The sequence below is a fragment of the Rheinheimera sp. SA_1 genome, from assembly GCF_001669775.1.
Taxonomy (GTDB): domain Bacteria; phylum Pseudomonadota; class Gammaproteobacteria; order Enterobacterales; family Alteromonadaceae; genus Pararheinheimera.
This window is the reverse complement of sequence record NZ_LXWK01000011.1, coordinates 141,180-164,690: the sequence shown is the minus strand read 5'-3', so window position 1 is coordinate 164,690 and position 23,511 is coordinate 141,180. Positions and strand designations below refer to the sequence as shown.

At 51.0% G+C, this 23,511-nt stretch carries 17 protein-coding genes; 10 read left to right on the top strand and 7 right to left on the bottom strand.

The features are described from left to right. The first annotated feature begins 513 nt into the window (after nucleotides 1-513). The 3 genes from A5320_RS01940 (at nucleotide 514) to A5320_RS01930 (ending at nucleotide 4,965) form a co-directional block, all read left to right on the top strand. The gene (locus A5320_RS01940) at nucleotides 514-2,901 is read left to right on the top strand and encodes a TonB-dependent receptor (RefSeq protein WP_068060213.1); all 2,388 of its coding nucleotides are present in this window, start codon (nucleotides 514-516) and stop codon (nucleotides 2,899-2,901) included. Nucleotides 2,902-2,968: 67 nt separating this feature from the next. Further along, on the top strand, nucleotides 2,969-3,670 hold the full coding sequence (locus A5320_RS01935; protein WP_442966042.1) for a response regulator transcription factor: 702 nt from the start codon (nucleotides 2,969-2,971) through the stop codon (nucleotides 3,668-3,670). A 2-nt stretch (nucleotides 3,671-3,672) separates the two neighbouring features. After that, nucleotides 3,673-4,965, top strand: a complete 1,293-nt coding sequence (locus A5320_RS01930; protein ID WP_068060211.1) for a sensor histidine kinase — start codon at nucleotides 3,673-3,675, stop codon at nucleotides 4,963-4,965. A gap of 60 nt (nucleotides 4,966-5,025) precedes the next feature. Here A5320_RS01930 and A5320_RS01925 read toward each other — a convergent pair whose 3' ends face one another. Continuing rightward, nucleotides 5,026-5,853: a MipA/OmpV family protein gene (locus A5320_RS01925; RefSeq protein WP_068060204.1), complete on the bottom strand. Its 828-nt coding sequence runs from the start codon at nucleotides 5,851-5,853 to the stop codon at nucleotides 5,026-5,028. Nucleotides 5,854-6,266: 413 nt separating this feature from the next. Further along, nucleotides 6,267-7,571, bottom strand: a complete 1,305-nt coding sequence (locus A5320_RS01920; protein ID WP_068060203.1) for a Na+/H+ antiporter NhaC family protein — start codon at nucleotides 7,569-7,571, stop codon at nucleotides 6,267-6,269. 375 nt (nucleotides 7,572-7,946) lie between these two features. On the opposite strand from A5320_RS01920, the gene A5320_RS01915 reads away from it, so the two are divergent. The 7 genes from A5320_RS01915 (at nucleotide 7,947) to greA (ending at nucleotide 17,428) form a co-directional block, all read left to right on the top strand. Further along, nucleotides 7,947-9,101 (top strand): iron-containing alcohol dehydrogenase, encoded by a 1,155-nt coding sequence (locus A5320_RS01915; protein WP_068060200.1) that lies wholly within the window; start codon nucleotides 7,947-7,949, stop codon nucleotides 9,099-9,101. A gap of 231 nt (nucleotides 9,102-9,332) precedes the next feature. Then, nucleotides 9,333-10,229, top strand: a complete 897-nt coding sequence (locus A5320_RS01910; RefSeq protein ID WP_068060198.1) for a nucleotidyltransferase family protein — start codon at nucleotides 9,333-9,335, stop codon at nucleotides 10,227-10,229. A 66-nt stretch (nucleotides 10,230-10,295) separates the two neighbouring features. Continuing rightward, nucleotides 10,296-11,396, top strand: coding sequence for a phosphotransferase enzyme family protein (locus tag A5320_RS01905; protein ID WP_068060195.1), 1,101 nt, complete (start codon nucleotides 10,296-10,298; stop codon nucleotides 11,394-11,396). A gap of 75 nt (nucleotides 11,397-11,471) precedes the next feature. Next, nucleotides 11,472-12,320: a 4-hydroxy-tetrahydrodipicolinate reductase gene (gene dapB / locus A5320_RS01900; RefSeq protein WP_068060193.1), complete on the top strand. Its 849-nt coding sequence runs from the start codon at nucleotides 11,472-11,474 to the stop codon at nucleotides 12,318-12,320. 262 nt (nucleotides 12,321-12,582) lie between these two features. Next, on the top strand, nucleotides 12,583-13,713 hold the full coding sequence (gene carA, locus A5320_RS01895; protein ID WP_068060189.1) for a glutamine-hydrolyzing carbamoyl-phosphate synthase small subunit: 1,131 nt from the start codon (nucleotides 12,583-12,585) through the stop codon (nucleotides 13,711-13,713). A gap of 20 nt (nucleotides 13,714-13,733) precedes the next feature. Next, on the top strand, nucleotides 13,734-16,955 hold the full coding sequence (gene carB / locus A5320_RS01890; RefSeq protein ID WP_068060185.1) for a carbamoyl-phosphate synthase large subunit: 3,222 nt from the start codon (nucleotides 13,734-13,736) through the stop codon (nucleotides 16,953-16,955). Next, nucleotides 16,952-17,428, top strand: coding sequence for a transcription elongation factor GreA (gene greA / locus A5320_RS01885; protein ID WP_068060182.1), 477 nt, complete (start codon nucleotides 16,952-16,954; stop codon nucleotides 17,426-17,428). Before carB ends, greA begins: the two co-directional genes overlap by 4 nt. Nucleotides 17,429-17,690: 262 nt before the next feature. On the opposite strand, the gene A5320_RS01880 is transcribed toward greA, so the two are convergent. Genes A5320_RS01880 through A5320_RS01860 form a run of 5 tightly spaced genes read right to left on the bottom strand, consistent with a single transcriptional unit; the run spans nucleotide 17,691 to nucleotide 23,435 of the window. Beyond that, nucleotides 17,691-18,323, bottom strand: a complete 633-nt coding sequence (locus A5320_RS01880) for a hypothetical protein (RefSeq protein WP_068060179.1) — start codon at nucleotides 18,321-18,323, stop codon at nucleotides 17,691-17,693. Further along, complete coding sequence (locus tag A5320_RS01875; RefSeq protein ID WP_068060176.1) at nucleotides 18,316-19,638, bottom strand: enolase C-terminal domain-like protein; 1,323 nt, start codon at nucleotides 19,636-19,638, stop codon at nucleotides 18,316-18,318. The genes A5320_RS01880 and A5320_RS01875 overlap by 8 nt, the downstream gene beginning before the upstream one ends. Next, a complete protein-coding gene (locus A5320_RS01870; RefSeq protein WP_197489949.1) occupies nucleotides 19,635-20,801 on the bottom strand; it encodes an alpha/beta hydrolase in 1,167 nt (388 codons plus the stop codon). Before A5320_RS01870 ends, A5320_RS01875 begins: the two co-directional genes overlap by 4 nt. Then, nucleotides 20,791-22,653, bottom strand: a complete 1,863-nt coding sequence (locus A5320_RS01865) for a GH3 auxin-responsive promoter family protein (protein WP_068060170.1) — start codon at nucleotides 22,651-22,653, stop codon at nucleotides 20,791-20,793. Before A5320_RS01865 ends, A5320_RS01870 begins: the two co-directional genes overlap by 11 nt. Beyond that, a complete protein-coding gene (locus A5320_RS01860; protein ID WP_068060167.1) occupies nucleotides 22,650-23,435 on the bottom strand; it encodes a thioesterase II family protein in 786 nt (261 codons plus the stop codon). The genes A5320_RS01865 and A5320_RS01860 overlap by 4 nt, the downstream gene beginning before the upstream one ends. Between the last annotated feature and the right edge of the window lie 76 nt (nucleotides 23,436-23,511).

Below are 23,511 nucleotides of genomic sequence, written 5' to 3'. Positions count from 1 at the left end.
GTCCTTCAAGCAAAGGCAATTTTACCTTTAAGGTAAGTCTCGTGAATGATTAGGGGATGAACAAAATTAAGCCGAATTTCTGCTTCACTAAAGTGAATGTTTGCTGATATCTCCTGCTCTTAATCCCCGTAAAGCGAGCCGCTTTAAAATCAACAGTTTGCGCAGTCGCCTCAAACTGTTGATTTTATTGCGGGCCTCCGAAACTTATTTTCGTCGTGTTAGACAGCATGTTGCCGGAAATGTCTATCAGTTGATGCCTGCTGCAGGCCTCCTGGCTTTGAGGTAACTTTCATCTTTCATCTTTCGGCGACTTTTTAGTCACATTCGCTCTGCTAGCCTGCCTGCGTTTCTTCAAATAATTTCTTCAAATAAATACCGTCGAATTTTGGAGGTTGGCAAGATGATCAAGCAATTGAAACAAGTACTGTGGTTTATGCTCAGACCGATGACGCTAAAAGAAATGACATTAAGCGCAATGACATTAAAAGGGATAACACTAAGAGGGATAACAGTATGAGCAAGCAATTCAGACAAGTATCGGGGTTGACGCTGTGTGCGCTGCTGATGAGTTTTTCACTTGGTGCTCACGCAGCAGAGGCGCCCGGTGCGCTGACCGTTATCGTCAAAGATCAGCATACTGACCGACCACTCGCAAATGTGCAGATCACGTTCAAGAAACGAGAAACTTCCACCACGCAAACTTTAGCAACCGACGACCAAGGTCGCATCGTTGTTGCACAGCTCGACCCGGGTCTGTACTCGGTGAACGTCGCAAAAGGCGGCTTTGCGTCCTCGTATGAGCCAAGTGTCCGCGTAGTAACGCGCAAAAATATCCAGCTTGAATTCGAACTCCAAAAAGAAGATGCAATTGAAATCGTCGAGGTTCGGGCACGGCAGGCTGATACCTTTGCATCCGCATCGAGCACTTATCTCGACCGGGAAACGTTGCAAAGCGCAGTGGGCGGTGGTGCAGATCCGCTGTTGTCGCTGGACGGCTTACCTGGCCTTGCCGCCACCGGTGAATTCGCCAACTTCAGCGTGCGCGGCCGTGGTCCCAGAGATAATTTGTTATTTGTCGATGACCTGCCCTTTGATAAAGCGGTGCATTTTGATGCCACATTGGGTGAAGACGAAGATGTGGGTGGTGGCGGACGTTTCTCGATTTTCGCACCGAACGTGATCAGTGGTGCCGAGTTTTCCCCTGGTGGCTGGGGACCGGCTTATGGCGGCCGGGCGGCATCGCTGCTGAAATTAGAAGTCGCCGATGGCAATCCAAGCCCTTCCGCAAGTTTTCGCTATGATTTGGCCGGCTACGAAGTGGGTTACGACGGTCCAACCGGCATCACCGATGACTCGACCATGCTCATTTCTGCCAGGCGACTGGATTTCGGCGCTTTTTTTGAAACTATTGAAGAGCTGGACATTGGCGAGCCGGTTTTAAGAGACATCATTGTGAAGTCGGTCGTTCCCATGAATGAAAATCACACTGTTGAAATTCTGCTGATGGACACCTATGAGGACTATATTCGTGATGTCACTCATGTATTTGCATCGCCCAATTTTGAAGATGCGGCGCTGCTGGATTTCAAACAAGATAGTGATTTGTATGGTCTGACGTTGCGATCATTGGTCGGTGAGGAAGCCGTTTGGACCAATAAACTTTATTACCGCAACAGCGACAAGTTAAGCTCCGAAGGCGAAGCATTTCCTGATCTGGTGCCGCCGGGTTCACCTGCCTCAAGTTTTCCAATACGGGAGGACATTATTACCATTGGTGAAGCTGAAACGGAAGTAGGCTGGCGCAGCGATTATAAGACCGCGAATCAATGGGGGGTGTTTAGTGCAGGTAGCCAGATCACCCAAATTGAACTCGACTACAGCACGGTGTTAGATGGCAATTGGCAGCGATTTATCTATGACAGCAATGATTTCAGACCAAACCCGGCACAGCGTTATATTGTGCTTGAGCCCGGCAACATCAACTCAGCCATCAAGCAGAAAGAAACGAGTTATGCAGGTTACGTCGATCAGGTTTTTGAACAGGGGGATTGGGATTTTGGTACTGGCTTACGGCTCGAACGGGACGGTTTTGCCGACGAAAGCTTCGCGTCGCCCAGGTTTAGCGTTAATTGGCAGCCTAGTAAAACGGTTCGATATTTTGCGACCGCTGGACTTTTTCATCAATCACCACGGTTTTTAGAGCTGGCCGCGAACGCATCAAATAATCTTAAGAACGAAAAAATCACCCATAGTAGTGTTGGTTTCAAATACTTTCTGAACAACAATTGGTCTGTGTTAACGGAAGGCTATTATCAGAACCTCGATGATCTGGTGGTCGACCTGGATCGGGCAAAGGGTACCTTTGCCAACAATGGGGACGGCAGCTCCTATGGTGTCGATATTGTGGTTAACGGTACTATTTTCGAAGGCCTTTACACGACTGCAACCTACTCTTACAACGATATCGTCATCGACCAGCAGGACGGTCGTGGTGACCTAGCTGCAGACTTCAGCCGTAAGCATGTCGCGACTCTCGGCCTGACCTGGGAAATCAACGATCGCTGGAAAGTCGCCGGGCGCTATAAATATCTTTCTGGCAGGCCAGACCAAGAATTTATTATTCACTCAGACGTGCTTGGACCCGGACAGCCGCTACGGTTTTCAAAAGAGATCACCCGGCGTAATGTGGGTCGACAAAGCGGATACAGCTTGCTGAACCTGCGGGTGGACTATCGGCGGGCATTTGGGCCTATTGATGTCACTGCCTTTCTCGATGTCATCAACGTCACGTCAGCCTCGTCGAGCGACGACACCGAGTTTGACTACCGTCGGGGCGTGGAAGTGGAGGATGATAGCGAAGCCGAGCCACTGATTGGCCTTCGAATGGATTACGCCTGGTAAGAACTGGTCGCAAAAGTTAGTAGCAAAAAAGTGGGTAGCAAAAGTTGGTAGCAAAGGGGAGGAGCAAATGGTCCGCATACTTGGCGAAGCGCCGATCCGAGTGTTGATTGTCGAAGATAACCGCGACATATGTGCCAACATTGCCGCTTATCTGGAAAAGCATCCCTACATTCTGGATTTTGCCTACGACGGCATCAGTGCGATGCACCTGGTGTTGACGAATCCGTTTGACGTCATTGTATTGGATCTGATGCTTCCCGGGATGGACGGCTTAAGTTTCTGCAAAAAGCTGCGCACTGAGGCCAACATCGACAAGCCGGTGCTGATGCTGACGGCGCGCGACACGCTGGACGATAAACTGAAGGGGTTTGCGGCGGGGGCTGACGACTATTTGGTCAAGCCCTTTGCCTTACAGGAACTGCATGCCAGGTTGCAAGCGCTTTACAAACGCAGTCATGGCAAAACCGACAATCTGTTGACTGTTGGTGAGCTGACTCTGAACAGGTCCACGCTGCAAGTGCATCGGGCGGGACGGCGCGTCGAACTCAACCCGACGGGCATGAAACTCCTACAACGATTGATGGAAGAAGCGCCGGCGGTGGTGGATCGCGATGCGCTGGAAACCTTGTTGTGGGCGGATGAGCTGCCCGATGGTGATGCGCTGCGATCGCATATGTATAAACTACGCCAGGCCATCGACAGGCCCTTTGACAGCCCGCTTATTCATACGGTGCATCGCATCGGCTACCGCATTGCACAGGATAATTAGTCATGTACCGTCGTAGTTTACGCCAGCGGGTCGCCTTAGCCTTTGCGATTTGTGTAGCTGTACTCAGCGTGGCCTGGGGATTGGCTTTTTTTGCGGCGATCAGGCTCAGCGAAGACCGGGTGCTGACGCAACAGCTGCAGGTTGCCGCCAACAGCTATCCTGTCTTGGCGACAAACCTTCGTAGCTACGATGAGATTGCCAGCTTGCCCTTGGCACTGCGGGCATGGGCACAGACCAACCCCGCCGAGGGGTTGTACGAATTCGAAGCCGACGAGTTGCATGTTGCGGTCATTTCTACCAACAAAAAAAAGCAGGCTACCAACAACGAACAGCAGGCTCCCGACATTGAAAAGCAAGCTACCGGCAATCCACAAAAAAACGCCTATGTGGTGTTCGATGTTGCCGGAATTGAGGCCGCCTCGTCCGAGGACTGGTGGTTGCTGCTGGTGATCTCAGGTTTGGTGGGAACGCTTGGTGTGCTGGGTTTCGGGCTGGGAATTGTGGTGATGCGTCGAGCTGTTGCCCCTGTCGCACAGCTCGCCAAAGCGGTGGCGGACATTGACCTTGAACACCTGTCGGCCGAAGATTACAAACGCATAGAGTCTGGCCGGTTTGGTGATGACGAGGTTGGCGTGCTCGCTGGTGCCATTGAGAAAACGCTGGAGCGGATCAGCGCCTTTGTTACCAGGGAGCGCGACTTTACCAGTTCAGCCAGTCATGAGTTACGCACACCCATCACCGTCATTACCGGCGCGCTGGAGTTGTTGGAACAAAGTGAGCTGTCAGCAGCCGATGTGCAGGCGCTGGATCGGGTGCGGCGGGCGACGCTCGACATGAAAACCACCATTGAAATGTTCTTGTGCCTCGCGCGCGAAACCGATGACGGGTTGTATCAAGAACAGTTTTTAGTGACACCGCTGGTGCGCCAGGCAATCGATTTACAGCGCCATTTGCTGAGCCGCAAGTTGGTCGATGTTGAAATCGAACATCTCGACAACCCTTGCGTCCGGGGCCATCAACAGGCTTTTTCTATTGCGGTTAATAATCTGGTGCGAAATGCGTTCGAGCATACGCACACCGGGCAGGGGCCGATTACGATCCTGATCAAAACGCACGAGCTTTTCATCACCAATCAACTGTACAGCGATGCTGATGGACGGTACACGTCGACCGATGCGTCGTCTCACGGCTATGGTCTGGGGCTCGGGATTGTGCAACGGCTATGTGAACGCAATGGCTGGTCGTTTACGCTGCTCGCGGATGAGCAGCGAGTCGTCGCCAGGCTTTCGTGGTGACGACTGCAGACCGCTGTAGTGATCTAATTCCGATTTACAGAGCCCGTCACAACCTTCTACTTAGAATAAGTAAATAACTCCGACGCCTATTTCGGCTTCATAACTACTGCGAGCGATGGGGCTCTCCCGCACCTCAGTACTAAAATATTCAAACAACGCTTCGCCATAAATCTGCCAATTCTCATTGAGATAATCGCGGAAATTGTAATTGATTCCGACAGAGCGTAATCCACCACTCAGCCTGGTTTCATTGAGGCCGGATGTAATTGCCTGGGCTGAGGTGATGCCGAAACCATTGTTGGCGTATTCGCTGTCGTGAACAACCACTACAACGTTCAGTTCAGAACCGGTGCCGTCGATTTGGTCGCCGAAGCGGCGCCCAACACCAAATAAACCAAGGTTACCGTTGCCACCCGTCACGACCCGACCAACCAGCCAATAACGCCAATCAGCATCAAAAGCACGACGCGCTTGCAGCACCAGCTCAGCGCCTTCATCTTGCTCACCGAGTCCAGCTAATCGGCCGTCATCGGAATCACTTTCTTTCCGACCCTCATCGAAGCCTACAAGTGCCTCGAACAACCAACTATTAGCGCGAACACCACGCCAGCCGAGCGCTTCACCGGCAAAAAAGAACACATCGTCACCATTACGCCATTGCAGTCCGCCAGCAGGCTCGATTTCCAAGCCAAATTCGTCTGATCCTTCGTAGGCTGTTTCATATTCAACACCAAAGCCGAGACCAAAACTCCAGCCATCCTCGCCTCTGGAGAAGTCGTCGACCGACGCCAAAGGCACCAATGCGGTTTTTCCGTCCTGTGCGAATGCTGGTGGCAAGAAAACCGCATGGATAAATAAAGCCGTCAGTACAGCTGTTAGTTTTTTCATTTAAATTTTTCCTTTGTACGTTGGAATATTTCAGTATCCCCAATACAAGGTTTCTACTTAAGCAGCTTGTGTACAGATCACATGCAATCACACTTTATATGTATGTCCATGTGTAGTGGAACGCTGAATTTGGTCAGCTTTTTAGCAGTGTTATGTTATGACCTGGCGGTTTCACGAAACAACGAACGGCCGAAATTGAGGCAAATCGGACGTTCGGTTTTTACGAAGATCGGTTTTTTGGGATCCGCGATGCGCTCTAAGTTAGTTTTCGCGATAAAGCTTTTGCCCTTGCTCCTACAATGTTGTGGCAAAGCAAAAGAAAGATACTCGCCATCGGCGAAACCCGTGCAACGCAGTTGGTAAAATAAACAATGCGCTAATAGAGGCTGCAGCTGCCTAATCAGCCAAAACGTCTATTTGCGCCCAAATAAAACCACCGCCAGTGCCACAAACGCCAAAATAAAACAATAATAACTCTGCGTCACCACATCCCATGGCGATAGACCAAAACTAGCGCCAAGTAACAACGCCTGTGCGCCATAAGGCACCAAACCCTGGCTGATACAGGAAAAAATATCCAGCAGGCTGGCGCTGCGTTTTGGGCTGATGTTGTGATGCTCGGCTAAGTCTTTGCTGACGTCAGCGGCAATCACAATGGCAACGGTGTTATTGGCGATACAGAGATTGCTGATAAACACCAAAGCGGCAATCGCTAATTGCTGGGCTTTGTTGCCCGCCAGTACCAATTTTTCCGCCAGTTGATTGATGTGTGAAGCAATCCAGTTCAGGCCACCTTGTTGTTTCAGGAATTCGCCAAGCGCGCCAACAAACATCGACAGCAAGAAAATTTCCTGCATGCTGCCAAAGCCTTTAAAAATATCTTTGCCAAGATTGGCCAGTTGATAATCGGCAAAAACGATTCCTTGCAGCGCGGCCAGTACAATCCCCAGCAGCAGTACCACAAACACATTCAGCCCGGCCACGGCCAGGATCAGAATGGCGGCATATGGCAACACGCCAGTCCAGCTGAAGTCTTTGATTTCTATTGGCGTTTCACTGGAGCTGAACACCGCAAACAAGATAAAGGTCAAGATGGCCGCGGGCAGGGCAATTTTAAAATTCTCGCGAAACTTATCTTTCATTTCCGCGCCCTGAGTGCGGGTTGCGGCAATGGTGGTATCGGAAATAATCGACAGGTTATCGCCGAACATCGCGCCACTGAGCAGCACACCCGCCACCAGCGCGGGATCCAGGCCGCCTTGTTTCGCCAGGCCAACGGCTATTGGGGCTAATGCACCGATAGTACCCATGGAGGTGCCCATGGCGGTGGCGACTAAAGCTGAAATCACAAACAAACCCGGCAATAACCAGGCCGCGGGTACCAGACTTAATCCGGCGTTGACCATCGCATCAACACCACCGGTCGCCTGCGCCACTGTGGCAAAAGCGCCGGCCAGTAAGTAAATGATACACATGGTAATAATATTGCTATTACCAGCGCCTTTGACCATCACCTCAATAGATTGCGCCAGTGGTGCCCGGTTCAGCCAAATCGCCAGTACCAAAGCAGGGATAATGGCGACAGGCCCGGGTAACTGATAAAAAGCATAAGCCACGCCCTGACTTTGCAGATACAGACCTGTGCCTAAAAACAACAAGACGAACAGCAATAACGGCAATAACGACAGTTTTGCCTGCTGTTGGTTGACTAAATTCATTCACGTACTCCAATAAAATTCAATCTGCGACGGGTGTCGGCAGGTGCAAATGATCCAATAAAAAGTTACTTTAATTCATTCGCATATAACGCCTTGGAATATAAAGACGTCCAGAAGTCCTGTCAAATAACTTTCAGTTATGACTTAGCAGTGATGACTTCGCCGTTGAGTAACTACAGGAGTGACCCAGCCGTTGGCTGAATTCAGTCGTTTGCAGTGCGTTACATTAGCAATTTACATAATACTAGGGCAAAGCGGTTGATTTTCTGTAATTGAACGCCATATTCAGAGCCAGTACCCAGCTGCCGGTTTGATCCAACAGCTTGAGGTAAAACGTAGTCATGTCAGCCAATTACGTCAGCAAGCGGAGTCTTTATGTTTAATTTTTCTTATCAAAACCCCACCCGGATTGTGTTTGGCGAAGGGCAAATCAGTCAGCTGGCGACCTTAGTCCCCAAAGGCGCCAAAGTATTACTGACCTACGGCGGCGGTTCTATCAAACAAAATGGCGTGTATCAGCAAGTGATTAAAGCCTTAGAAGGCTTTGACGTTGTTGAATTTTCGGGTATTGAGCCAAATCCGTCGTTTGAAACTTTACTTAAAGCGGTCGAACTGGTGAAAGCCGAAAACATCACTTACTTATTACCGGTCGGTGGTGGCAGTGTGGTGGACGGCACCAAGTTTATTGCGGCAGCCGTGATGTTTGAGGGCGATCCGTGGGACATTCTGGCGAAAAAAGCGCCGGTCACCAAAGCGATGCCATTAGGTTGTGTGTTAACGCTGCCTGCCACCGGTACTGAAAGTAACGGTAACTCCGTTGTAACCCGCTACAGCACTCAGGAAAAATTGTCGTTCGCCAGCCCATTGGTGTACCCACAATTTGCGGTGTTGGATCCGACCGTTACCTTTAGCCTGCCGCCAAAACAAGTAGCTAATGGCGTGGTTGATGCGTTTGTGCATGTGATGGAACAATATATGACCTACCCGGTGAACGCTGCAGTGCAGGATCGTTTCGCCGAAGGTTTACTGCAGACGTTAATCGAGCAAGGCCCGCTGGCTTTAAAAGACCCACAAAATTATGACGTGCGCGCCAATGTGATGTGGGCAGCGACCATGGCATTAAACGGCCTGATTGGTCAGGGCGTGCCACAAGATTGGGCCACCCATATGATTGGTCATGAACTGACAGCTTTATATGGTCTTGATCATGCACAGACACTGGCGATTGTATTACCGGCGCTGCTAGAGCAACAACGCGCTCAGAAACGCGCCAAGCTTATCCAATACGGCAAACGGGTATTTAACCTGCAGCACAGTGACGAAGAACGGCTGATAGATGAAACCATCGCCCACACCCGCGCTTTCTTTGAGCAAATGGGTGTGCCAACCCGGATGGCCGATTATGGCATCAAAGCCGATGCGGTGGATGCACTGGTGGCGAAATTGGAGCAGCACCGGATGTTTAAACTGGGTGAGCATGGTGATATTACAATTGATGTGTCACGGCAAATTCTGACTGCCGCGCTCTAATAAGCAGCAACTTGCGGCAACTTCAAAGAAGTAAGTGATTCATCGTATTTTGATAGTTGTTGAGCTGATGAGTTGCGGTTTAGCGAAGTGTCTATTACCTAAATATCTGAAGGCAAATCGCCAAACCCAAAGCCCGGTACTTATACCGGGCTTTTTCGTCAGGGCTGGTCAGCCCCTAGCCGCTGCGGGTATGATGTGCGCCATTTCTAAACATTCAACAGCGATTTGAAGATGAGTGCATCTCAAACCCCAATTCTGGTCGTGCTTGCCGCAGGCATGGGGAGCCGCTTTGGTGGCGATAAACAACTGGCTGTGCTGGGCTCGACCGGCCGTACTTTATTACACTTTAGTGTGCTGGATGCTTATGCCGCCGGTGTGCGAACCTTGGTATTGGTCGTTCGGGAAAACATTATTGCGGCGCTGCAACAACAGGTGTTGCCATATTTCCCGTCAGATTTGACCGTGCAGTTGGTTCTGCAAAATCCTGCTGATTTGCCGGTTACAGATGTGGATATTAGCCAGCGGCAAAAACCCTGGGGCACAGCACATGCGCTGTGGTCAGCGCGGCAATTTCTGGCGCAGCAGCCGTGTATTGTGATTAATGCCGACGATTATTATGGCCAGACTGCGATGCGGTTGTTAGTGCAACATTTCGCCACGACCCGGGCTGAATGGGCGATGGTGGCTTTTCCTCTGTTGAAAACTTTATCAGCCCATGGTGGGGTCAATCGTGGCATTTGTCAGGTCAATGCTGATTATTTGCAAGCAGTGACAGAAGTGCATCAGATTAAGCAGCACGAGCAGAAATTTAGCGGTATTGATGTAAAAGGTGAGTCGATGCAGCTTGATGCGACGCAAGCAGTTTCCATGAATATCTGGGGTTTTACCCCAAGCATTGTGCCAGCATTAGAAAAAGCACTTTGTCGCTTTTTCGCATTAAAGCCAGATAGTAAAGCTGAATGTTATTTGCCAGCGGTGGTCGACAGTAGCTTGCAACAACAGCAAAAACTACGGGTTTACATGTCGCCGGACAGTTGGTTTGGCGTGACCTATCCGGCAGATTTGGCGGAAATTGTCGACTATTTTCAGCAACAGGTATTCTCGCAGCATGCATCCTCGCAACAGTGATCCTAAAAATGGCTTTTGCCATGAGCAATCACTGTTTTTTAATTTTTAGCAGGCCGGATTTTTTATATGACGACAGAAAATGCAGTAGCTTCATCAGCAAATAATAAGGCGCATCCGCTGGTGACGCCGGATGTGCTTGCTGCTTATCAATTACCAGCCGACACGCAGATCAAAGCTTTTGGTAATGGCCACATTAATAAAACCTTTTTATTAAGTGCGGCAAATCAAAGACTGATCCTGCAACAAATTAATACTTCAATTTTTCCGTCAGCGAACGATTTGGTGCAAAACGCTTTGAAAATTGAACGCCATTTATTGGCGAAACAACAACAAGGTTTATATCCGCTGCAAATTCTGCAGCAACAAGCCAAAGCCGACGGCAGTTATCTGGCAGGCGAGGCACAGGATTTACGGGCATTGCAGTTTATTGATCATGGCAGCAGCATTGAAGTGGTTGAATCGCCGGAGCAAGCATTTGCCGCAGCGCTGACCTTTGGCCAGTTTGCGGCGGCGCTGGCTGACTTTGATGCCAGTACTCTGGTGACAGTGTTACCGGATTTCCATAACCTCGGCATGCGTTTTTCCCAGCTGCAAGCGGCCATCACAGCGAATAAAGCCGGCCGTCTCGCAGCTTGTCAGCCGCTGGTCGATTTTTGTCTGGCGCAACAAGGTTTGGTCGATGAGCTTGCCGCTTTATGCCCGTCCTTACCGCTACGCGTCTGCCATAACGACACCAAAATCAATAACATGCTGTATTGCGCTGAGCAAGGTCGTGGCATTGCCGCTATTGATTTAGACACTTGTATGCCTGGGTATTGGCTGTTTGATTTTGGCGATATGGTGCGTACCTGTTGCTCGCCGGAAGCCGAAGATTCGCTGAATACCGACAAAGTGCATATTCGCCCGGAAATTTTTAAAGCCTTGGCCGAAGGATATCTGCAAGGTCTAGCCGGAGTGATTACGCCAGCTGAACAACAATCGTTATTGCTCGGTGCCAAAGTGATGTGCCTGATGATTGGCATTCGCTTTTTGGCCGATCACCTGAATGGCGATCTGTATTTTGCCATTAAGCGCAGCAACCACAACCTGCAACGGGCGCAGAATCAAATTCGCTTGTATCAGGATTTAATCGCGCAGCAATCTCAGCTGGCGGCTTGTTTTGACTGACTTGATTTCGTCCTGCCCAAAACTTTGTGTGGCGGGGCCAGGCCGGAAAAAGATAAAGAATAAAAAGGTAATGACATGACTTCTATCGGAATTTTTGGCGCCAATGGCCGGATGGGCCGTGCGCTGGTGACAGTCGCCACTGAGTTGCAAGGCAGTCAGTTACAAGGCAATGACAACGCAGCACAAAAACTGCAACTGACTGCTGCAACAGTACGCGCCGGTTCTTCGCTGATTGGCGTGGATGCCGGAGAATTAGCCGGTTGTGGTAAAAATGGTCTGAAGCTCACAGAAACAGCACTTAGCTCAGTACAGGAAGCTGACGTCTGGATTGATTTCACTATGCCGGAAGCGATGCTGGCACAGCTGGAACTGGCAGTTGCCGCCGGTAAAGCCATGGTGATTGGCGTTACTGGTTTGTCGGATGAACAATATGCCAAGGTGCAAGCGGCGAGCAAACTGATTCCGATTGTCTGGGCGCCGAATATGAGTGTTGGCGTAAATTTGCTGCTGCATCTGGTGCAAACCGCCGCCAAAGTGATGGGGCAGAGCGCTGATATCGAAATTATTGAAGCACATCATCGGTTTAAAAAGGACGCGCCAAGCGGCACCGCGCTGGCCATTGGTAACAGTATCGCCAAAGCCATCGGTCGTGATTTAAACGAGTGCGCGGTTTATGGCCGCGAAGGGATCACCGGTGAGCGTGACCAGCAGACCATCGGCTTTGCCACAGTGCGTGGCGGCGACATTATTGGCGACCATACGGTGCTTTTTGCTGACCTTGGCGAACGGCTGGAAATCACTCATAAAGCGTCGAGTCGCAGTACCTTTGCCCAAGGTGCGATGCGCGCTGCACTGTGGTTGCAAAATAAACAGCCGGGACTTTATTCTATGCAGCAAGTGCTGGGTTTAGCCGACTTAGCTTAGGTTTTTGAGCAATTGTCTGCAAAATTGCTGCAAAACCGTTATTTTTATAATTTTTCAAAAAAGGATTAGACCAAATCCAGCAAATAGCCTAAAATACTGCGGTTTGCCTGAACGGTCTGCTGACCATGATTCATTGGTAAAAAAGTTACCAGCGTTTCAAAAGTCAACAGTATCGCGGCAATAAAGAGTACACAAATTTTGGTCAGAACGGGTTGTAAAACATTGTCAGTTTTCGCCCGTTTTTTGCTGTTTGGAGGTTACCTTGACTAAGTCCGCCCTGCTCGTACTGGAAGACGGCACCGTATTTCGCGGTACAGCCATTGGCGCTGAAGGTGTTTCAGTTGGTGAAGTGGTGTTTAACACTTCGATGACGGGATACCAGGAAATTTTGACCGATCCGTCGTACGCTGAGCAAATGGTCACGCTGACCTATCCCCACATTGGTAATACCGGCACCAATGATGAAGATGAAGAATCCGGTAAAGTTTGGGCCAAGGGCCTGATTATTCGTGACCTTCCTCTTCTCGCCAGCAATTTCCGCAATCAACGCTCTCTTAGTCAATATCTCAAAGATCACAACATTCTTGGCATCGCCGACATCGACACCCGTAAACTGACCCGAATTCTGCGCGAAAAGGGTGCTCAGAACGGCTGCTTAATGGCCGGGGATATCGATGAAGCCAAAGCCTTAGAGCTGGCGCGCAGCTTCCCTGGCCTTTCTGGCATGGATCTGGCGAAAGAAGTTACCGTATCAAAAGCTTACGAATGGAATGAAGGCAGCTGGGCTTTAGGCGAAGGTCATCGCAAAGCACCAGAGTCGAAGTTTCACGTCGTTGCCTACGATTTTGGGGTGAAACGCAATATTCTGCGCATGTTAGTCGACCGCGGCTGCAAATTAACGGTGGTTCCGGCCAAAACTTCGGCTGCTGAAGTGCTGGCAATGAACCCGGATGGCATCTTCTTATCCAACGGTCCTGGTGATCCGGCGCCTTGTGATTACGCCATTAAAGCCATCGAAGAATTCCTGAAAACCGATATTCCGGTGTTTGGTATTTGCTTAGGCCATCAGTTACTGGCGCTGGCCAGTGGTGCCAAAACGCTGAAAATGAAATTTGGTCACCATGGTGGTAACCACCCGGTGCAAAACCTCGACAACAAAAAAGTGCTGATCACGGCGCAAAACCACGGTTTTGCGGTTGATGAAGCGACGATGCCGGCCAATTTACGGGCAACGCACAAATCATTGTTTGACGGTTCACTGCAAGGTATTCATCGCACCGATAAACCGGCGTTTAGCTTCCAGGGTCACCCTGAAGCCAGCCCGGGTCCGCATGAAGCTTCTGAATTGTTTGACCATTTTATCGATTTGATGACCCAAGCTAACGCGAAATAAGCCAGGAAAAGAGACGAGATATGCCAAAACGTACTGACCTAAAAAGTATTCTGATCCTTGGTGCCGGCCCGATTGTCATCGGCCAGGCTTGTGAATTTGACTATTCAGGCGCCCAAGCCTGTAAAGCGCTGAAAGAAGAAGGTTACCGGGTTATTCTGGTGAACTCGAACCCAGCGACCATCATGACCGACCCGGAAATGGCCGATGCGACTTACATCGAACCTATTCATTGGCAAGTTGTGGAAAAAATTATTGCCAAAGAGCGGCCATGTGCGGTGTTACCGACCATGGGCGGGCAGACTGCGCTGAACTGTGCGCTGGAATTAGAGCGTCACGGTGTACTGGCCAAATACAATGTCGAAATGATTGGCGCGACCGCTGATGCCATTGATAAAGCAGAAGATCGGGGTCGTTTTGATAAAGCGATGCGTTCCATTGGTCTGGCTTGTCCACGTGCCGGTTTTGCCCATTCCATGGAAGAAGCTTATGGCGTACTGGAAACTATTGGTTTCCCTTGTATTATTCGCCCTTCTTTCACCATGGGTGGCTCAGGCGGTGGTATTGCTTATAACCGCGAAGAATTTGAAGAAATCTGTACCCGCGGCCTCGATTTATCACCAACCAAAGAGTTGTTGATTGATGAATCGCTGATTGGCTGGAAAGAATATGAAATGGAAGTGGTGCGGGACAAAAACGATAACTGCATCATTGTTTGCTCAATTGAAAACTTCGACGCCATGGGCGTGCATACCGGTGACTCGATCACTGTTGCACCAGCCCAAACCCTGACCGACAAAGAATACCAAATTATGCGTAATGCCTCTTTGGCGGTACTGCGTGAAATTGGTGTTGAAACCGGTGGTTCAAACGTGCAGTTTGGCATCAACCCGGTCGATGGCCGGATGGTGATCATTGAGATGAACCCGCGGGTGTCACGTTCATCAGCGTTAGCGTCCAAAGCAACCGGTTTCCCGATTGCTAAAGTTGCCGCCAAGCTGGCGATTGGTTACACACTGGATGAACTGGCCAACGATATTACCGGTGGTCGCACCCCGGCGTCGTTCGAGCCAAGTATCGACTACGTTGTGACCAAAGTGCCACGCTTTAACTTCGAGAAATTTGTTGGCGCTAACGATCGCTTAACCACCCAGATGAAATCGGTCGGTGAAGTAATGGCGATTGGCCGTAACCAGCAGGAATCACTGCAAAAAGCGTTACGTGGTCTGGAAATCGGCGTTAGTGGTTTGGATCCAATCATCGATTTAAATGCGATTGATGCCAAGGAAAAAATCACCCGCGAACTGCGTGAGCCTGGTTCTCACCGGATTTGGTACATCGGTGATGCTTTCCGTTTTGGCATGAGCATGGAAGAAATTTTCAAGCTGACCAATATCGACCCATGGTTCCTGGTGCAGATTGAAGATTTAATCAAAGAAGAAGCTGCGGTTAAAGCAGGTGGTTTTGCCGGTTTAGATCAAGCACGTCTCACTGTATTAAAACGCAAAGGTTTTGCTGATAAGCGCATCGCTGAATTACTGGGCGTCGCTGAGGCCGAAGTGCGCAAAAAACGCCACGGTTATGGCTTACATCCGGTTTATAAACGCGTTGATACCTGCGCCGCAGAATTCGCTTCTGATACCGCTTATATGTACAGCACTTATGATGAAGAGTGTGAAGCGGCACCGACTAATCGCGATAAAATCATGATTATCGGCGGTGGTCCAAACCGTATCGGTCAGGGCATCGAATTCGATTATTGCTGTGTGCATGCGGCGTTAGCGCTGCGCGAAGACGGTTACGAGACCATTATGGTCAACTGTAACCCGGAAACAGTTTCGACCGACTACGATACTTCAGATCGCTTGTACTTCGAGCCTATTACGCTCGAAGACGTGCTGGAAATCGTGCGTAAAGAGCAGCCAAAAGGCGTGATCGTGCAATACGGTGGGCAAACACCACTGAAATTAGCCCGCGCTTTAGAAGCTAATGGTGTGCCGATTATTGGTACTTCGCCGGACGCGATTGACCGTGCTGAAGATCGCGAACGTTTCCAACAAGCGGTTGAGCGTTTAGGCTTAAAGCAGCCGAAAAACGCGACTGTCACAAGCTTAGAAGAAGCTATTACCAAAGCGCCGGACATCGGTTATCCGATGGTGGTTCGCCCGTCTTACGTGCTGGGTGGCCGCGCCATGGAAATCGTCTATGACGATCAGGATTTACGCCGTTACATGACCGAAGCCGTAAGCGTCTCCAACGATTCGCCAGTGCTGTTAGACCGTTTCCTCGATGACGCGATTGAAGTCGATATCGATGCAATTTGTGACGGTACCGAAGTGATTATCGGTGGCATCATGGAGCACATCGAACAAGCTGGCGTACACTCGGGTGACTCTGCCTGTTCTTTACCACCACATAGCCTGAGTAAAGAAATTCAGGACGTGATGCGCGAGCAGGTGAAAAAGCTGGCGCTGGAACTGGGTGTGGTTGGTTTGATGAACACGCAGTTTGCGGTAAAAGACAACGAAGTCTATCTGATTGAAGTGAACCCGCGTGCAGCGCGTACCGTGCCATTTGTGTCTAAAGCGACCGGCATGGCGGTGGCAAAAGTGGGCGCCCGTTGTATGGCTGGTCGTTCGCTGGCCGAGCAGGGCATCACTCAGGAAATCATTCCGCCGTACTTCTCAGTGAAAGAAGTGGTGATCCCGTTTAACAAGTTCCCGGGTGTTGACCCGTTACTTGGCCCAGAAATGCGTTCAACCGGTGAAGTGATGGGCGTTGGCGAAACTTTTGCTGAAGCTTTTGCTAAAGCCGAGTTAGGCGCTGGCACCTTAATTCCAACTGGTGGTCGTGCTTTACTTTCAGTACGGGATAGCGATAAAGTGCGCGTAGTTGAGCTGGCAAAGACCATGTTGGCACTTGGCTTTGAACTTGATGCGACTGGCGGCACCCATAAAGCGCTGGCAGCAGCAGGGATTGAGTGCCGGGCCGTCAACAAAGTGTTTGAAGGTCGTCCGCATATTCTGGACCGGATTAAAAACGGTGAATACAGTTATATCGTCAACACCACTGAAGGTCGCCAGGCCATTGAAGACTCCAAAGTCTTACGCCGTGGCGCGTTACAACACAAAGCAAATTACACCACCACACTGAACGCAGCTTTTGCCACATGTAATGCCAATTCGGCCAATGCATTTGCCAATGTCAATTCAGTGCAGGAGTTACACAAGAGAGTGAACGGATGAGTCAAATCCCAATGACAGTTCAGGGTGCGCAAGCACTTCGCGACGAACTGCATGAGTTAAAAAGCGTCAAGCGGCCAGCCATTATTCAGGCGATTGCTGAAGCCCGGGCGCATGGTGATCTGAAAGAAAACGCTGAGTACCACGCCGCGCGTGAAGCCCAAGGTTTTTGTGAAGGTCGTATTCAGGATATCGAAGCCAAGCTTTCGAATGCCCAGATCATTGATATCACCAAGCTGCCGAACAGCGGCAAAGTGATTTTCGGTGCCACTGTCACCATTTTGAATCTTGATACGGAAGAAGAAGTGACTTATCAGGTGGTTGGCGATGATGAAGCCGATATTAAAAACAACCGCATTTCGGTTAATTCGCCAATCGCCCGTGGGCTGATTGGTAAAATTGTCGAAGATGTGGTGAATATTAATACGCCAAGCGGCATCGTTGAGTTTGAGATTACACAGGTGAAGTATCTCTAATCCACGGGTAGGATGAAAAAAAGCGACTTTATCAGTCGCTTTTTTGTTTTCTACATCCATGTAGAAAATCCCTGCGGGACCAGCTGAAGCTGTCCACAAAACGGCAGGATAGCCGTTTTGCACAACGTAGTTGCCGAAGGCGAGCTACATGGATGTGGCGAGTGTAAAACGCTCCCGGCGTTTTTGTGTTTTCTACATCCATGTAGAAAATCCCTGCGGGACCAGCTGAAGCTGTCCAAAAACGCTCCCGGCGTTTTTGTGTTTAGTGCCGGCGAGAAACCAAACTGGGGCGGCTGACTCGATAACTGAGCCATTTCTCCAGTAATGACAACACCAGTAACGGCACAAATGCCACATACAACAACGAGGCACCACTCAGGGTGGAGGGTAAAATAGCCAGCAGGCTCGCCATTGTTAAGCTAAGTGACGCCCATCTACCTTGCCATCGCCGGATTGGATAACTGGATAAACACCCGGCGCTGTGGCTCAGGGTACAGCACAGATTGATCGTGGCTATCAGCACAAATAGTGCCTGCGCCCGCCACTGATCCAGCAGCAGTTGCAGCTGATAGCCGTCCAGCAGACTGGCTGCCGCGCCAAACAGCAGATACAGGTTTGCTGACACCATTAGTTTGTTGACTGGCCTTTGATGTCGGCATAACCAAAACTGCACCAACACCAGCAGGGCGCTGTATTCAAATGCGCGTAACCAACGGGCAAAATCGTCCTGACCTTGCCAACTGGCGTACAGCACAAAAAAAGTCAGCGGCCCAAACTGGGTGGCGCGCAGCAGCCGTTGATAACGGCTGTTATGTTGCTTTTTTGCCGCTGATTGGTGAACTTCTACTGGCAGCGGCGCGACCTTGCCTTTGACCTTGTGCAACAACTCAAACACAACTCACCTCGTCGCTACTGAATTTTTTGCCTTGTTCCTGATCTTCGTGACGGCCGGCTACATCCCAGAAACTGCAGTGGCTGGTGTATTGGTCGAGCAGGACGGGCGAAACAACCACGGCTAATCCAGGTTCTGTCAGCAGCGGTTGGTTACTTAACCAACCGCCATCGCCCAGTTTTACCGAGGGCTGCTGTAGATCCTGACAGAGCAGATAATCGCCAAATGCACCTTCGTGGTAGACACAATCAGCTAATAATGCGGCAACCACCTGACCGGCGCGCGTCAGGATCGCCGTTTCTCCGACTTGGGCCCCCAGTTGATACCTTAAGCCGTGCTGCCTCGCTTGTAGTGCCAGTTGTAAGGTTGACCAAATGCCGCCACATTTAGACACCCGTAGGTTCAGTGCCGGCTGGTATCCTGCTTCGAGTAAATAGCTGATATCACTAAAGCGGCAACAGGACTCATCCAGCATGATGATGACCGGTTGACCTGTGGTGCGGTCCAGCCAGCAACCTGTTGCCAGCTCCGCAAAGAGCGCCAGATACCCGTGCCGATCAGCAGCTGCAAGCGGTTGTTCAATGCTTTCAACTCCCAACGCCAACAAGGCCGGGATCGCCTGCCTGGCCTGCTGTAACGTCCAGGCACCATTGGCATCAACCCGCCAGCGGGTGTGTGGATGTTGGTGCTGCAAATGACGTAACAACGCCAGTTCGCTATCCAGATCACAGCCAACTTTGAGCTTAAATTGCTGCAATTGCAGCGCTTGATAAGCGCGTTGATAACGGCCAAGTTCGGATTTTTCACTAACATCCAGTGTTTTTTGCTGGCTGATGCCGTAGGTGCCGGAATAAAGCACTGCACCATCCAGCCCGTCGGGTAATCCAGCCGCTGCTGCCAGTAAAGGCGCCAGTGGCTGGTTCAGGCAATGTCCGGCCAAATCCAACAAGGCTAAATCTACTGCAGTGCGCACACAACTTTCGTCCGGCTTCAACGTCGGGTGTAGCAGATAAAAATCCTGCAGATAATCCAGCACCCCGATAACATCGGTGAAATGCCGGCCTACTAAGGCCGGTAATACCACAGTGCTCAGGGCGGCGACCACCGACTGATGCGTTTCGCCACTGACATAATCGCGCGGCAGCACTTCGCCATACCCTTGTTTGCCGCAGGCAGAGGTCAGTTGCAGTACAATGCCGGTCACTCCAGCGCGTTGATGGGTGGCATGGTTAAAACTCAGCACAAAGGGGATGTGAATCTGATGCAACTGTATGTGACTGATCACTAATGGCTGATGAAAACGGCCGAGCGCTGTCATAACCAATGCTCCGGCAATACCATCAGCGGCTGCACTTTTGGCATGGCTTGCTGCAAATTGTCGGCAGCCTGTACTGGCCGGTCATGCAGGAAATCATCAATATCCAGAATGCTTTGTTGCATATCTGCGGTAAACGCCAGTAAATGGCGTTGTTCCAGCCCGCCCTGATAGGCCTTGGCAACGGTGTTTTGCGGTGCTATCTGTAAATAACTGCGTAAACGTCCGGTATCCATCATGGGATCGGCGCTGACATACAGATAAAACCGTGGCAACTGCGCCAGTGGATCGGTACTAATGGTGGTCCGCAGCAGGTTAAATTGCGTCAAACCGCCAACGGCGAGGTAAAACTCGCGGCTAAAACGACGCTGCGAATAGCCATCAGTGCTGATGGCCCAGTGATAAAACGGATCGGCGGTAAACAGGCCTGCGCCCTTATCACCGTTGTGCTCAGGGATCGTTGAAGGAAAATACTGCCCGGCCGGCGCATTGATCAAATCGGCAATGGTAAAAGGCAGCGGTAATTTAGAAAACAGACCCGGAGTGGTGAACACCAGACGACGAATGCCCCGATCCGGATAACTGTTGATATAACCGGTGAGGATATGTGCAGCAAAACTATTGGCCCACAGATTCAGCTCCAGCCGCGGATGACGCTGACGCACCAATTGCACCATCTGATCCAGACTGTCGGTCCAGACCGGCCAACGATCGACATGACCGGGCTGGCGGATCAACACCGGCCTGGTTGTTGTTGGCTCAGCCACATCTGCCGGCACTGGCAATTGCACCAGGGACACCCCGGCCGATGACTGACCCGCGCCGACCCGATCAAAGGCATACACGGTGTATCCTAAGATCCTCAGATACTCAGCACTGCCATAAAACCAACCGCGATGACTTTGCAGGCCATGATTGTAGATGATGGCTTTCCCATTGCTGCGCCCTGGTAGCCAATAGGTGTATTTCAGCTGATAACGCACGGTTTTACCGGACTGGCTAAGCAGCGGATCGGTATAGTTCAATACCCCCTGTTTGCCGCTGTGATTCAGCTGAAAAAAGGCGCTGCTGGTGGCGTGGCTGAACAACGGCATCAACCACAGACTGAATAGCACAGTCACGAAGATAAAAGGTTGGAACATTCGAAGACAAATTTTAGGCAACATGTTGATTTCCTTGGGCAGCGCTGCTGCCGATAATGTCAAAGGCGGCGCTGAGGCTTTCATCAGCAGTCAGTGGTACGGTTTTAAACTGGGCTTCGCGTACGCCAGCAGCAACCCGGCGACGTTTAAACAACTCTAAGGCGCCTGGCGCCAGCGCGTGAACCTGCACCGGGACCAGCCGTTGGGATAATCGTTTACTGCGATACTCGATATTTTGCTGTTGCAGCGCCTGTTCAAACGCCGCGGCAAAAGCCGACAGGTCCGGCTGGCCCGGAGATTGGCAAAACTCAGCAAACAACTGATAACCACCGGCTTTAACGGACGCCAGACACTGGAAAAACACCAGTTTTAGCTCAGTCTGCTGCTCGGCGCTGGCTACGGCTGCCAGCACCTGCTGCTCATAGATTTTTTCGCCGGTGATATTGGTGACACCTTTGCCTTTTTGAATAAAATCAATCAGCGGTGTGGTGCCTAAAAAGCCACGAACGGCCACAATATCATTTAAATCATAGCGATATAGGCCAGCGGTGTTGGTGAAATACAAATAATAATGCTGGTCAATTTCCAGTTGATCGGCCAGTAGAAACTCAGGTTCACCTTGTTGCACCGTGCTGACGGGGGCAAACTCAAAAAAGTTATCATCGATAGTCAGCACGCCAGCACTCTGATCCAGCGCCAGCGGTACTGAGCCGCGGATTTCTGAGGCAAGAAAGCCCAGATCTTTGATGTGCACCTGACCATACCATTGTTGCATTTTTTGCAGAAAAAAAGCCGAATTGCCGCCGGTCCAGCAGGCGATGACCACCAGTTTGGGCCAATAATGGTAAGGTCTGAGCAGTTGCTGCGGATCTTGTTGCGCCAGCATACGTAGCTGGGCAGCCCGGACCGGATCGGCTTTGCACAGCGGCAACAAGCGGGCACGGATCTCCGGCTCAATCGCAAACTGCGGATGAATGCCGCCTTGTTCCAGATCCTGCAGCAACCATTCTTGCCATTTGGCACCTTTTTCCGCCAGTAAACTTAAGGTGGACGGATTGGTCGACGACACCAGGCTCACGTCGGCATCGGCCAGACCCAACCGTAGGATGGTGTAATAACGGGCGTCATAGTCGCTGATGCAATACACGTCGTACGGCAGCAGATATTTATGCCGGATAGCCTCGTCCAGATCCTGGATATATTGTCCCGAAATGGAGCCGTAAGGGGTACCGTCCGGCGCGTGTCCCTCTACCGCCGGTGACACAATGACCAGCGATTTACCGGAAAAAGCACCCGGATGATTTTGCTGCAGACTATAACCCCACAATCTGGCCGCATCCTGATGAGCCGATTGTTTTTGTGCCACCGTCACCGGAATAAACTTCGGCTGACCGGTAGACCCGCTCGTGGTGGCGTAATAACAGGGTTTACCGGCCAGTAACACATCGGCTTCACCGTGCAGGTGGCGCTGGATATAAGGTCGTAGTGTTTCATAATCCTGCAATGGCACCTGGACACGGTAGTCGGCCAGACTGCCGGTGCTGGCAAAACGGTGGCGACGGCCAAACTCTGTTTCGGCTTGTTGTTGCAAGATCCGGCTTAGCAGTTGCAGTTGATAATAGCGGCTGTAACGACAGCGGAATTTAAAACCCCGCATGGCGCGATCGCCACTTAAGGCAAATTTCAGTTTGAAATCTCGTTGTTGCCTTAATGTACCCCGGTCGACGGCGGAGTCGGCCCGGCGCATGGCGCGCCAGTAACTCAGTGCAATGCTGGCGCGGATCAACAATGCCATCAGTTTGATGTCAGCGTTATGCATCAGCCGCGCCAGCAAGCCAGGTTTTTGCGCTGGTATTGCAAGCAGATGTTGGGTCATGCCATTTCCTCCAGTACGGCCGCAGCCTGCTGGCTGACCGGCAACAGCAGTTCAGTACAGAGCTGACTCAAGGCACTGACTTGCTGATGCAAATAAAAATGGTCGCCGTCAAACTGTCGCAAGGGGGTCTGGCTATCGAGGACCTGACGCCAGGCAGTAATTTCAAACGGACTGACCAGCCGGTCTTGCCGGCCCGCTAACAAGGTCGCCTGTAGCTGACGGGCTTTGGTACATGGCCGGTATTGATAACGTTCCAACATGGCGTAGTCGGCGCGAAGGATCGGCAGCACCATTGCCAGCAAGTGAGGATCCTGCAGCAATTCCTGCGGGGTGCCGCCTAACCTGCGCAATTCATCAATTAACATATCGTTGGTCAAATGCGAACGCCTTGCCCGGACCGGCAATTGGGGAGCCGGTCTGGCCGACAACAGCAAATGATGCACGGGTTTGTGCAGTGCCTGTAACTGTAACGCGGTTTCAAATGCCAATAACGCCCCCATACTGTGACCAAACAGCAGCAGGTCACCCGGATAATGCCGGAGTGCTTCGGCACATTCGATGGCCAGCTTACGCAGGTCTTGCGGCAAAGGTTCATGGCGACGTTCATCACGACCAGGCAATTGCACGGTCAGTAAATTGAGGTTGGCTGGTAACGCCGTGAGCCAGGGCTGGAAAATCCGACTATTGCCGCCGGCGTAATGAAACGCCACCACGGCTGGCGCCATTGGATCGGTATAACGAAGAGCTTTAATTACACTAAATTGCGAAAGTAATCTGGACATTCTCGAACTCCTTGTGAATTTTTGCGCCAAACAGGCCGCCGCAGAGTGTGCGGGCGGCCCTCCTTAACGGGCGAAA